General features: G+C 65.5%; 8 protein-coding genes and 1 pseudogene. 4 read left to right on the forward strand and 5 right to left on the reverse strand.

What is annotated here, in order from left to right; translation table 11 throughout:
• The first annotated feature begins 9 nt into the window (after positions 1–9).
• The 3 genes from HXS65_RS07540 to HXS65_RS07550 all read left to right on the forward strand — a co-directional run bounded on the left by HXS65_RS07540 (position 10) and on the right by HXS65_RS07550 (position 4,971).
• On the forward strand, positions 10–1,296 hold the full coding sequence (locus HXS65_RS07540) for an efflux RND transporter periplasmic adaptor subunit (RefSeq protein WP_176493562.1): 1,287 nt from the start codon (positions 10–12) through the stop codon (positions 1,294–1,296).
• Positions 1,293–4,430 carry an efflux RND transporter permease subunit gene (locus HXS65_RS07545; RefSeq protein ID WP_077378301.1) on the forward strand — a complete coding sequence of 1,046 codons (3,138 nt, stop codon included), beginning with the start codon at positions 1,293–1,295 and terminating at the stop codon, positions 4,428–4,430. The genes HXS65_RS07540 and HXS65_RS07545 overlap by 4 nt, the downstream gene beginning before the upstream one ends.
• Positions 4,431–4,560: 130 nt before the next feature.
• Complete coding sequence (locus HXS65_RS07550; RefSeq protein WP_176493563.1) at positions 4,561–4,971, forward strand: hypothetical protein; 411 nt, start codon at positions 4,561–4,563, stop codon at positions 4,969–4,971.
• 92 nt (positions 4,972–5,063) lie between these two features.
• On the opposite strand, the gene HXS65_RS07555 is transcribed toward HXS65_RS07550, so the two are convergent.
• The 4 genes and pseudogenes from HXS65_RS07555 to HXS65_RS07570 form a co-directional block, all read right to left on the reverse strand.
• On the reverse strand, positions 5,064–5,699 hold the full coding sequence (locus HXS65_RS07555) for an NTP transferase domain-containing protein (RefSeq protein ID WP_176493564.1): 636 nt from the start codon (positions 5,697–5,699) through the stop codon (positions 5,064–5,066).
• An 8-nt stretch (positions 5,700–5,707) separates the two neighbouring features.
• Positions 5,708–6,733 carry an XdhC family protein gene (locus tag HXS65_RS07560; protein WP_176493565.1) on the reverse strand — a complete coding sequence of 342 codons (1,026 nt, stop codon included), beginning with the start codon at positions 6,731–6,733 and terminating at the stop codon, positions 5,708–5,710.
• A gap of 103 nt (positions 6,734–6,836) precedes the next feature.
• The gene (locus HXS65_RS07565) at positions 6,837–9,218 is read right to left on the reverse strand and encodes a xanthine dehydrogenase family protein molybdopterin-binding subunit (RefSeq protein WP_176493566.1); all 2,382 of its coding nucleotides are present in this window, start codon (positions 9,216–9,218) and stop codon (positions 6,837–6,839) included.
• A gap of 133 nt (positions 9,219–9,351) precedes the next feature.
• Positions 9,352–9,798: pseudogene (locus HXS65_RS07570) on the reverse strand ((2Fe-2S)-binding protein); the annotation flags it as partial.
• A 596-nt stretch (positions 9,799–10,394) separates the two neighbouring features.
• Between HXS65_RS07570 and HXS65_RS07575 the strand changes: the two are divergent.
• Positions 10,395–11,585, forward strand: coding sequence for an MFS transporter (locus tag HXS65_RS07575; protein WP_077378283.1), 1,191 nt, complete (start codon positions 10,395–10,397; stop codon positions 11,583–11,585).
• Positions 11,586–11,709: 124 nt separating this feature from the next.
• On the opposite strand, the gene astB is transcribed toward HXS65_RS07575, so the two are convergent.
• Positions 11,710–13,056, reverse strand: coding sequence for an N-succinylarginine dihydrolase (astB, locus tag HXS65_RS07580; protein ID WP_176493567.1), 1,347 nt, complete (start codon positions 13,054–13,056; stop codon positions 11,710–11,712).
• Positions 13,057–13,131: the final 75 nt, after the last annotated feature.

A 13,131-nucleotide genomic window follows, 5' to 3' on the forward strand; every position in this document is an offset into this window, starting at 1 on the left:
AGCTCCCCCATGTCGAGACATCCTTCACGTCCGGCGCGCCTTTCTCGTATCGCCTCTTCCCTGCTGTTGACCCTTGGCGGTCTCCTTGCGCTCAGCGCCTGCAGTGAAGGCGATGACGAGGCTTCCGCTGGCGCCCAGCCGACACCTCCCACGATGGAAGTCGTCGCGGCCAAGGCTCAGCCGGTCGCGGCCTGGCACACTTACACCACCCGCCTGGAATCTCCGCAGAGCGTACAGCTGCGCCCGCGCGTGAGCGGTGAAATCGAAGAGGTCCTGTTCACCGAAGGCAGTCAGGTGAGCGCCGGCACCCCGCTGGTCCGCCTCGATCAGCGCCCCTTCAAGGCCGAGGTTGATCGTCTGGAAGCCGAGGTGGCTCGCGTCAAGGCAGAACTGGCCAATGCCCGCAGTGAATCCGGACGCGCGGCCAGCCTGGTCAAACGCAACCTGATCTCCCGCGAGGAAGCCGATTCACGCAGCACCAGCGTCTCCGGTCTCAACGCCCAGCTCAAGGCCGCCATCGCCCAGCTCGAGCGCGCCCGTCTGGATCTCGACTACGCCATGGTGCGTGCCCCGATCGATGGCCGACTGTCCAATGCCCGCATCACGCGCGGCAATACCGTTCAAGCCGGTCAGAGCGTGTTGACCACCCTGGTGGAAACCCGCCAGCTGGACGCCTATATCGACATCAGCGAGCTGACCTGGAATCAGGACTTTGCCGACGTCTCCGCCGAGGATCATCTGCCGGTGGAACTGCAGCTGGCAGGCCAGCAGGACTTCCCGTTCCAGGGCGAGCTCGACTTCATCGACAACAGCGTCGATATCGATACCGGTACCCTGCGCATTGGCGCCACCTTCACCGCAGAGGACCCTGCCCTGCGGCCGGGCGCCTTCGCGCGCCTGCGCATCGCCTCCCCCGAGATTCGCGACGCCGTGCTGATCCCGGAGCGTGCCATCGGCACCGATCTGGATCGTCAGTTCGTGCTGGTGATCGGCGAAGATGACACCCTCGCCTACCGTGGCATCACCACTGGCCCGCGCTTTGGCCCGCTGCGTGCCGTCACCGATGGCCTGGCCGCCGGTGATCGCGTGCTGGCCGCCGGCCCCGCCAAGGCAGGCCCGGGCATGCCGATCACGCCCAAGCTGGTCGAGATGTCCGACAATGGTGCCCTCAAGGCCCTCGCCGAGCGTGTCGCTCGCCTGACGCAACACCAGAAGGATCAGCCGTCGCACGACAATGATCAGGATGCCGCGGCGCTGGCCGAGGCCGACCGCCAGGCAGCAGGAGGCCGTACGTGAACGTCTCCAGCTTCTTCATCAAGCGCCCGGTCTTCGCCGCGGTGCTGTCGATCCTGATCGTCATCTCGGGGCTGCTGTCACTGTTCCAGCTGCCCATCTCCGAGTATCCAGAAGTCGTGCCACCTACCGTGGTGGTGCGCGCCAACTACCCGGGCGCCAACCCGGAAGTCATCGGTTCGACCGTCGCCACGCCGCTGGAGCAGGAAATCACCGGCGTCGAAGGCATGCTGTACATGGACTCCCAGGCGACCTCCGACGGTAACCTGACCCTGACCGCGACCTTCGCGCTGGGCACGGATCTGGACAAGGCCCAGGTGCAGGTGCAGAACCGCGTGGCACGCGCCACGCCGCGACTGCCACAGGAAGTGCAGCAGCTCGGCATCACCACCGAGAAGGCCTCGCCCAACCTGACGATGGTGGTCCACCTGACCTCCCCGGATGGCCGCTATGACCAGCTGTGGCTATCCAACTACGCGCGCCTGAATCTCAAGGACAACCTCGCCCGTCTCGACGGCGTCGGTGACGTGCGCCTGTTCGGTGCTGGCGAGTATTCCATGCGCGTATGGCTGGACCCGGACGCCGTGGCGGCGCGTGGACTGTCTGCCGGTGACGTGATCAGTGCGCTGCGCGCCCAGAACCAGCAGGTCGCCGCCGGTTCCGTCGGTGCCCAGCCCGCCCCGGATGACAACCAGTTCCAGCGCCTGCTCAATGTGCGCGGACGTCTCGAGAGCACGCAGGAATTCGAGAACATCGTCATCCGTGTCGATGAGGATGGCCGCCTGACGCGCCTGAAGGATGTCGCACGTGTCGAACTGGGTGCCGACAGCTACTCGCTGCGCGCGCAACTCGACGGCAAGGATGCGGTGGCGATGCCGATCTTCCAGCGCCCCGGCTCGAATGCCATCGCGCTGTCGGATGCGGTCCGCGAGCGCATGAGCGAGATGTCCGATGCCTTCCCCGATGGCGTCAGCTACGACATCGTCTACGACCCCACCGTCTTCGTGCGCGGCTCCATCGAGGCGGTCATCGATACCCTGTTCGAGGCCATCCTGCTGGTCGTGATCGTGGTGATCCTGTTCCTGCAGACCTGGCGCGCCTCGATCATCCCGCTGATCGCGGTGCCGGTCTCGCTGATCGGCACCTTCGCGGTCATGCAGCTGATGGGTGTCTCGATCAATACGCTGTCGCTGTTCGGGCTGGTACTGGCCATCGGTATCGTGGTCGATGACGCCATCGTGGTGGTGGAGAATGTCGAGCGAAACATCGAGCTGGGCCACTCCCCCATCGAAGCGACCCAGATCGCCATGCGCGAGGTGACCGGCCCGATCATCGCCATCGCGCTGGTGCTGACGGCGGTCTTCGTGCCCACCGCCTTCATCAGTGGCCTGAGCGGCCAGTTCTACAAGCAGTTCGCGCTGACCATCACCATCTCGACGCTGATCTCGGCCTTCAACTCACTGACCCTGTCGCCGGCGCTCTCGGCCCTGCTGCTCAAGCCGCACGGTGCCAAGCCGGACTGGCTGACACGCCTCATCGATGGCCTGTTCGGACGCTGGCTGTTCGCGCCGTTCAACCGGGCCTTCAATGCGATGTCCAACGGCTACACCGGCCTGATCAAGAAGCTGCTGCGCTTCGGTGTCATCGTCGGCGTGATCTATCTGGCACTGCTCGGCGCCACCGGCAAGCTGTTCGACAGCGTGCCCGGCGGCTTCATCCCGGGGCAGGACAAGCAGTATCTGGTCGCGATGGCTCAGCTGCCGGACGCGGCAAGCCTTGATCGCACCACCGAGGTCATCAACGAGATGCAGAAGCTGGCACTCGAGACACCGGGGGTCGCCCATACCGTGGCCTTCCCGGGGCTGTCGGTGAACGGCTTCGTCAATGCCTCCAATTCCGGCATCCTGTTCACGCCGCTGGATGACTTCGAGGATCGCCAGTCGCCCCAGCTCTCCGGCCAGGCGATCGCCGCCGAGCTCAACCGCAAGTTTGCCGGCATCGACGAGGCCTTCGTCGCCGTCTTCCCGCCGCCGCCGATTCTGGGCCTGGGCACGACTGGCGGCTTCAAGTTGCAGCTGCAGGACCGCGGCAACCAGGGCTTCGATCAGCTGTTCGCCGCCGTGCAGACCATCACCGCCAAGGGCAATGCCGACCCGCGCCTGAGCAGCGTCTATTCCAGCTTCCGCATCCAGGTGCCGCAGTACGACATCGATGTGGACCGCGAGCAGGCGATGATCATGGGCGTCCCGGTGGAACGCGCCTTCGAGACCCTGCAGATCTACATGGGCTCGCTGTACGTCAATGACTTCAACCGCTTCGGGCGTACCTATCAGGTACGCGCCCAGGCCGAGCAGTCGGCGCGTCTCGACCCGGATGACATCCGCAATCTCAAGGTGCGCAGCGACAACGGGCGCATGATTCCGCTGGGCAGCTTCGTCAAGGTGACGCCGACCACCGGGCCGGACCGCGTGATGCACTACAACACCTATGTCAGCGCCGACATCAACGGCTCGCCGGCACCGGGTGTCTCCAGTGATCAGGCCAAGGCCGCCATCGAGGAAGTGCTGGCAGCCAATCTACCCCAGGGCATCGGCTACGAGTGGACGGAGGTGACCTACCAGCAGGTGCTGGCCGGCAACACCATGATCTATATCTTCCCGCTGGTGGTGCTGCTGGTGTTCCTGGTGCTGGCTGCCCAGTACGAGAGCTGGTCGCTGCCGCTGGCGATCATCCTGATCGTGCCGATGACGCTGCTGTCGGCGCTGGCTGGCGTGTGGCTGACGGGAGGCGACAACAACATCTTCACGCGGATCGGGTTGATCGTGCTGGTGGCGCTGGCCTGCAAGAACGCCATCCTGCTGGTCGAGTTCGCCCGTGAGCAGCAGCATGAAGGTCAGAGTCGCCTGGATGCCGTGCTGACGGCCTGTCGCCTGCGTCTGCGGCCCATCCTGATGACCTCGGTGGCCTTCACCGCCGGCGTGGTACCGCTGGTACTGGCCACGGGCGCCGGCAGCGAGATGCGCCAGGCGATGGGCGTGGCGGTGTTCTCCGGCATGATCGGCGTCACCGTGTTCGGCCTGTTGCTGACGCCACTGTTCTATGTCGGCATCCGCAGGATGGTCGAGAAGCGTACCTAGAGAAGCAGGGGCTTCACGGACCACACCGCCAGTGCGGCGACGCGAGATGATTCGCCGCACTGGCTTGCCTCGCCGCATCGTCTCGGCACACCGCCGAACCTACATTGTTCAATACTCGGGAGCGGGTAGCATGTACGCCGATACCTTCAATGATCTGGCCCTTGAGGCTGAACTCGAGAACTTCGCGCATCGCTGGTTCTCTCTGCTCAACCGCCTGGCGCCGTCCCTCGAGCTGGCCGAGCTGCTGGGAGACGATGCCGTGATCCAGCTGCTGGATGAGACGCTCACTGGCAGCGAATTCCTGACCAATTGGGAACAGCGCCGTGATGATCTGCTGATCAACAGTCATGCACTGGGCTGGGTACGTGCCCGACGCGAGAGTCTCGACACGGCCACCCTGCGCATGGGCTGCGAGCACCGCGCCGCACATCACGACGGCAGCGTGCTGCACACGCATTTCGATGCCGAGTGGGTGCTGGATCTGAGCTGGGGTGAGCCACGCATCCAGCGCATCAAGCTGCTGGACGTGCGCACGCTGTAGAATGCGGATGAGCAGACACAAGGACGCCCCGTCACCTTCAGGTGACGGGGCGTCCTTGTGTCTGGCGCGATGGCTTGCCACCCAACGCTTGCTCAGGCATTTGGGGGTGGGAGACTTCGCCGCCTTTCCGCCAGCATCGCCGGTGTATCGATATCGTCGAGAATGCCGGCATCGCTGACGACCACCTCACGCAAGGCATCACGATGTCGAAGGATCACTTCCCGCGCACCCTCACCGCCCTCAAGCGCTGCCAGCTCACGCCATAGCGTCCGCCCGAACAGCACCGGATGCCCGGGGCTGCCCTTCTCGCCTGTCAGCTCCGGCCGCACCACATGCTCCGCACTCGCCTCACGGTGCAAGGCGTGGAAGGTCTGCGGCGTGATCTGTGCCATGTCCGCCAGCCATACCGCCGCCACCTGCACATGCGCCAGGGTGGCGTCCTCACTCAGCTGACGGAAGGCGTCTCCGAGACTGGCGCCGAGGCCGTTGCCCGCCTGCGGCGCACGCCAGATTCGCCGGGCATGCTCACGCGAGAAGTCATCTCCCAGCAGTGCGGCGGGATCATCGTCCTCACGAAGCAGCAGACGCCAGTCCACCTCACAGGACATAACCTGCCAAAGCGTCGCCATCAACAGTGTCTGGCCATCCGCCAGACAAGCCTGACGCTTGTCACTGCCAAAACGGCGACTCTGACCGGCCGCCATCACCAGAATGATCGTCTCACTCATGTCGGGTCTCACAGACTTTCCCGAGCGCGCCCACGCCGGATGCGCACGATATCGGCCATCACCGCCAGCGCGATCTCGGCCGGTGTCTTGCTGCCCAGATTCAGCCCGATCGGCATCACGATACGCGCAATCTCCTCGGCGCTGAGCCCGCCGCTGCGTGCCAGCCGCTCGGCGCGCGCCTGAGAGGTACGCTGCGAGCCCATCACGCCAATGTAGAAGGCGGGCTGGCGTACCGCCTCGATCATCGCGAGATCATCAATGCGTGGATCATGGGTCAGCGCCACCACGGCAGTGGCCGCATGACAGCCCCCCGCCGCGATGAAGCGCGAGGGCAGCTCACGACGCAGGGTGACACCGGTGTGCGGCGTCTTGCGGGCATCCCAGTCCGCCAGCACTTCCTCACGCGGCTCGCAGATGATCACCTCGAAGCCGAGGCTGACGGCGAAGGCCGCGCAGGCTTCCGCCACCGGCGAGAGTCCCGCCAAGAGCAGACGCGCCACCGGCCCGACCCTGAGCTGATAGCCGCTCGTCTGGTCATCGTGGCCCTTGAGTGGCTCGACCCGCTCCCCCAGCCCGCTGTCCTGCTGAAGCGCACGCGCCCCATCCCCCGCCAGCATGACCTGACGCAGACGCGGCGTCTGACCCTCGAGTGCCGCGCGCAGTGCCTTGAGATGCGCGATGTCCGCCTCGCTGGCCGTGAAGCGCTCGACCAGCACGTCCAGCAAGCCACCGCACGGCAAGGCGATCCCCGCGCCCTGATGGCCGCCCTCGCCATAGCGGATCACCTGGGCGCTCGCGGTGAATTCGCCTCCCGCCAGGCGCGCCAGGAAGTCCTCCTCGACACAGCCACCGGACAACGAGCCACGATGCTGGCCATCGGCACGCGCCACTAGCCAGGCGCCCGGCTCACGCGGTGAGGAGCCGAAGGTGGACAGCACCGTACACAGCCAGATCGGGCTGTCAGGCCGCGTGCCATCTGACGGCGCCAGCCAGTCGATCGCCTGACAGATCACTTCAAGATCAAGATGTTGCATCAAAAATCTCTCATATCGGAAGCCGGCTCCCAGCCAGAAGACACGAAACCCGCCACCCGGGCATGCCGGAGTGGCGGGTATCAGACGCATTCATCGGTGAGGATCAGGCCTCGCTGAGCGCGGCCTTGAGCGCCGCCGGGCGCATCGGCAGATCACGCAGGCGAACGCCTACGGCGTGATGGATGGCATTGGCCACCGCCGGTGCGACCACCGTGGTACCCGGCTCGCCAAGGCCGACCGGCATCTCGGTACTGTCAACGAACTCGAGATCCATCTGCGGCACCTGATGCATGCGCAGCGGCTGGTAGGCACCCAGATTCTGCGCCACCGGGCCACCCTCGCGGTATTCGGTGCCTTCGTGCAGCGCCATCGAGACGCCCCACAAGAGCGAGCCCTCCAGCTGCGCCATGGCGCCATCCGGGTGTGCGAGGGTACCGGCATCGACGACACTGGTCAGCTTCTCGATCTTGACCTCGCCAGTGGCGCGATCGACCTTGACCCGTGCCACACAGGCCACCCAGGTCGGCATGCTGCGTTCCTGACCGAAGCTCAGCGCCACGCCCATGCCGGTATCTTCCGGCAGGCTGTCACGCTCGCTCCAACCGGACTTCTCCATCACGCGCGTGAGCACGTTGCGCAGACGTTCCGCCCCGCCCGTGCTGACCGGCGCCTTGCCGGCATTGCGGCCTTCGGCGTCCAGCAGCGAGAGGCGGAATTCGGCCGGATCCTGCTCGGCTGCCTGCGCCAGCTCATCGATGTGCTGCTCGACCGCCCATAGCGTCCAGCCCGGTGCGACGGAGCGCAGATACCCCGGCACGAAGGCCTCATGAGCGACCTTGTTCTGCTGCGCCCAGACACGCTGGGTGCCCACGTTGTACCAGTGGTCCGCGCCACTGATGGAGAAGGAATCCAGCTTGCCACCGCCTTCCACGGCTTCGGCGAGGAAGCTCGGCATCAGCGCGGCAGTCGGCCAGCCTGCCGCGGCGGCGTGCTCGGAGGCCACGACACGGCCCTCGGCATCCAGACCGGAACGCACACGCTGCACCGAGGGCGAGCGCACGCAATCGAAACGGCTATCGTCCGGGCGCGTGAAGATCATCTTGACCGGACGCCCCACGGCCTTGGCCGCCAGTGCCGCCGGCACGGCGTAGTCACCGTGGAGACGACGCCCGAAGCCACCGCCCAGATACAGCTGGTGGTGAGTGATCTTGCCATCCTCGACGTCCAACGCCTTGGCGACGAGGGGAATCAGCAATGACTGCTGCTGGTTGCCGCAATGGACATGCCACTGCCCCTCCTCCTCATAGGCCAGTGCATTGGCCGGCTCCAGAGTGAAGTGCAGCACGCTTGAGGTGGTGAAGGTGGACTCCACCGTGGTCGCCGCACCTTCGATCAGCGCGGAAGGGTCACCCTGATCCACCATCAGCGAGCCATTGTCACGACTCGGGGTGCTGACCAGTCGCTGGCCTTCTGCCTGGATCGCCGCCTCATCGATGTGATAGCTGTCGCCCTTGCTCCATTCCACCTTGAGCAGGTCGGTGGCACGCATGGCCGCCGAGAAGTTGTCGGCGATGACCGCCAACCACCCCTGACACATGCCGGACGGATCCTTGAGCTCGATGGTCTGGCGGTAGCCGATGACCTTGCTGGCCTCGCTGTCATCCACGGCCGTGACCTTGCAGCCGAAGCGACTTGGCGGCAGCACCGGGCGCGCATGCAGCGTCTTGCCGACACGGGCTTCCACCTCGGCAGGCAGGGTGTAATCGATGCCGTAGACCGCCTGACCATTGGTCTTGGGCGGCACATCCAGCGCATTGCCCTTGGTGCCGAGCACGCGGCGCTCGGAGGCCGGCTTGAGCTCGATGGCCGCAAGCTCATCTTCCGTGAAGCTGCGCTCAAGGCCCGCGGCGACGATCTCGCCATAGCCCAGCGACTGATCGCCACTGATGACTCGACCCTGACGCGCCTTGCAGCTCTCGACGGACACGCCCATCTGTCTGGCGCCCGCTTCGATCAACGCAATACGCCCGGCAGCCCCTGCCTGCGACAGCGGCTGGTAGCTGTGATTCACCGACCAGCTGCCGCCGGTGATCATGTAGCCCCACTTGGGATCGCTGTCGACGTAGACGATCTCGACGGAGGCCAGATCGGCCTCGAGCTCCTCGATGACCAGACGCGCCAGGCTGGTGGCGACGTGCTGTCCCATCTCGGCCTTGGTGATATGGATGGTGATGGTGCCGTCAGTGCCGATGGCATACCACATGGTCGGCTCGAAGGCGCCGGCGGACAGCGTCTCGCTGGCAGAGCGGCCGTCATCGGCGCCGCTGGCCAGGGCCGCGCCGGAGACCCCGAACGCCAGCATCGCGGAACCCGCGACACTGCCGATCAAAAAACCACGCCGCGTGATGCCGTGCTGGCTCGAGGGGTGACGAGTGGCTGCCTGAGCGCGCTGATGCCGGCCCAGCGTATCTTCAAACCTTGCCATGAGATGTCTCCTCGGCAGCAGAATGGCTCACGGCATCTGCCGTGGCACGCGGATCGAATGTGCCGACACCGGCAGTCGCGGCGGTGGCCTCGGTCTGCTGGCCCATCACCTGCGCCGTGTCGCGCTCACTGGCGATCGCGGCGGCACGCTTCACCGCACGATGGATACGCACGTACGCCATGCAACGACACAGGTTGCCCGCCATGGCGGCAGTGACCTGCTCATCGGTGGGGTTCGGTGTGTGCTTGAGGAAGTCGGCGGCCTGCATGATCTGGCCCGACTGGCAGTAACCGCACTGCGGCACCTGTTCCTCGACCCAGGCTTGCTGCAGCGGGTGGTCATCGTTCTCGGCCAGCCCCTCGATGGTGACGATGTCACCACCCTCGGCGGCCAGTACCGGCAGGACACAGGTGCGCGCCGCGGTGCCGTTCAGGTGCACGGTGCAGGCGCCGCACTGGGCGATTCCGCAACCGAACTTGGTGCCGGTCAGGCCCAGGTGTTCACGCAGCACCCAAAGCAACGGGGTTTGCGGATCGACCTCGAGACTGACGGCCTTGCCGTTCAGAGTGAAGTTGGCCAAGGGGCTTCTCCTCAGGAGCATGAAGCAGGGGGACAGGGTTCGGACAACGCGTGCAGGGTGTCGCGGCCAGCCATGGCGTCATCTGACTGACGTGGCGTGGGTTCGGCGTCAGGGACCGACCCCAGGCTTTGAGGCCTGGCACGATTCGAATCGGTGAATTCTACAGGTCACGATTCGGCACCACGGTGCCAAAAAGGAAACAGTGTGATGTCACTGGGCTCATCATGGCCATGCAGATGCTGTCTCGCATGCCACACAGTATAGCGTTTCACGCCTTGTCATCGGCAGATGTTTGCATGACATCGGTCCGCCTCGGGACTGGGCCGGTAGCGGTCGAGAATGATGGCGGCGCACCGGAGCGAGGACTCCCGCGAAGGCATGTGATTGCCTGGTACGGACGAGAGTGTCGCAGACGCGCCTGACAGTGGCGTATCCGGCATCTGTACTTTTATGAGAATAAAGTGAAATGTAGCAAGAGTCCTCATGGAGGATGTTCCGCCCATGGCCAGCACCGGGTGCAGGGACCGCAAGAACTGCAAGAACTGCAAGAACTGCAACAACAACGACAATAACGATTCCCGGCATGAGGATCTGACATGCAACTCAACTGGAAGGCGGCGATCGCGTTGGCAGCGCTGATACTCGCCATCAATACCGGCGCGCGCCAGGCGATGGGCTTCATGCTGCCACCGATGGCCAGCGAGCTTGCCTGGGGCATGGGCAGCCTGTCGTTCGCGCTCGCCATCCAGAATCTGGTCTTCGGGCTGGCCGCGCCCATCGCCAGCAAGCTGTCGGACCGCTTCGGCACGCTCAGCGTCTTCCTGGTCGGCAGCCTGTGCTATGCGGTGGGCATGGGCGTCACCGCCCTCTGGCCGACCCCGACGGTGTGGATGCTGGGCGCGGGCGTGCTGGCCGGCATCGGCATCGGGGCGACCACCTTCCCGCTGGTGCTGGCCGCCGTCACTCGCGTGGTCCCCCTCCAGCATCGTGGCATCGGGCTGGGCATCGCCTCGGCCGGCGGCTCCTTCGGGCAGCTTGTCTACTCGGTCGCGACCCCGATGCTGGTGCTGATCGACTGGAAGATCGCCATGCTGGCGCTCGGCGCCAGCTGTCTGCTGCTGATTCCCATGGCCCTGCCCTTGCTGCGTCGCCCGCCGGCCGGCAGTGAAACACAGGCAGAGGATGTCCCGAGCCAGGGCCCGCTGCTGCAGGACCGGCGCTTTCTGGCGCTGGCCGGCGGCTTCTTCGTCTGCGGCGTGCACGTCGCCTTCATCGCCACCCACCTGCCCAATTTCGTGGTCGCCTGCGGCCTGCCCCTGAACGTGGCCGGCAACACGCTGGCGATCATCGGCGCGCTCAATATCGCCGGCACCATCCTGTTCGGTGCCTGGGGCGGCCGCCGTCACCCGCCGCAGCTGTTGATGCTGATCTATCTGTGCCGCGCCGCACTGGTGATGGCGATGGTGGTCATCCCGCCCAGCAGCATGCTGCTCTACGCCTTCGGCGCGATCATGGGCGTGCTGTGGCTGTCGACGGTGCCACTGACCAGTCAGGCCGTCGCGCTCTACTTCGGCCAGAAGCGTCAGGCCTTCGTGTTCGGCATGGTGCTGGCCGCGCATCAGGTCGGTGCCTTCCTGGGGGCCTGGGGCGGTGGTGTGGTCTATCAGCTGACCGGCAGCTACGACCTGCTGTGGATCGCCAGCGGCATCTTCGGCCTGCTGGCCGCGCTCGTGCACTGGCCGGTGCGCCGTGAGCCCAAGCGCATGGTGCAGCCACAACTGGCCTGAGTCGCGCCACGGCATCTGATTCTCAAATGTCAGACCACACCTCCACAACGACACAGCCCCCATCGGCGAACCCGATGGGGGCTGTGTCGTATGGGGCTGTGTCGTATGGGCTCGGGCCAGGCGATCAACGCTGGAAGGCGTAGACATTGCCGACCTTCAACAGCCGCGTCAGCTCATCCAGCGCCGCCAGTGTCTCCTCGGCCAGCTGCGGGTCGGCGAGATCCGCCGGCGTCAGGCTGTCACGATAGTGACGCTTGACCCAGTCACCCAGCTCGCCGTGCAGCTGATCCGTCATCATCACACGCCCGGACAGCGCGGCGCGCTCGGCGTCACTCAGTACCACGCGCAGACGCAGGCAGGCCGGGCCGCCGCCATTGCGCATGCTCTGCTTGACGTCCTTGACCAGCACTTCCCCGATCGGGTTCGGGCCGGCCAGAATCGCATTCTGCAGCGCATTCCATACCGCCTCGTTCTCTTGACACTCGCCCGGCACCACCAGCGTCATGCTGCCATCGTCATTGGAGAGCAACTGCGAGTTGAAGAGGTAGGAGGAGACGGCATCCTCGAGGCTGACGGCCTCCAGCGGCACGCGGATCGGGATCAGCGGTGTGGACAGTTTCGCGCGAATCTCATCGAGCACCGCCTCTTCATCGCGGAAGGCCAGCTCGTGGTAGAACAGCACCGGGCCATTGCCCACCGCGATGACATCGTTGTGGAAGACGCCGGCATCGATGGCCTCCGGATGCTGCTGGGCGAACACCACCTGATCCTCGCTCAGGCCATGCTGACGTGCGACGGCTTGACTGGCTTCCAGTGTCTGACGCGCCGGGTAGCGGCGCGGTTCGACGCCGTCACCGCCGAAGGCCTGACGGCCATAGACGTAGAGATGCACGCCCGGCCCGCCGTGGCCATCGCACAGCCGCGTGTGGTTGGCCGCACCTTCATCGGAGAAGGCCGGCGTCGCGGGCAGCGCAGGATGATGCGCGAAATGGGCATCGTCGGCGAAGATGGCGCCGAGGATGCGCCCGGTGGTCGCGGGCTCCAGGTAGCGGTGGAAGCTGGATTGCAGGTTGGCCGGCGTGAAGTGCACGCGGCCATCACCGCTGTCGCGCGAGGGCGTGACGGTGGCGGCGTTCGCCGTCCACATGCTGGAGGCGGAACACACCGCGCGCAAGAGTTGCGGTGCCTGCTCGCTGGCCGCCTTCAACACCTGGGCATTGCTGCCGGTGAAGCCGAGATCACGCAGTGCGCCAAGGTCCGGGCGCTGCTGCGGCAGCAGAATCCCCTGTGCATACCCCAGATCCGCCAGCGACTTCATCTTGTCGAGGCCCTGCAACGCGGCTTCGCGCGGGTTGGAGGCCAGGCCGCCGTGGCGCATCGAGGCCACGTTACCATGTGCCAGACCGGCGTAGTTGTGGGTCGGGCCTACCAGGCCATCGAAATTGATCTCTTGATACGGGGTGTCGGACATGAAGGTCTCCTGCCACGACGCCTTGGCACCTCAGGGAGCAGGCACGGCGAGCGTCGTGGTCAACAATGGGTAAGC

The organism is Cobetia sp. 5-25-4-2, assembly GCF_013374075.1.
GTDB classification, from domain to species: Bacteria; Pseudomonadota; Gammaproteobacteria; order Pseudomonadales; family Halomonadaceae; genus Cobetia; species Cobetia marina.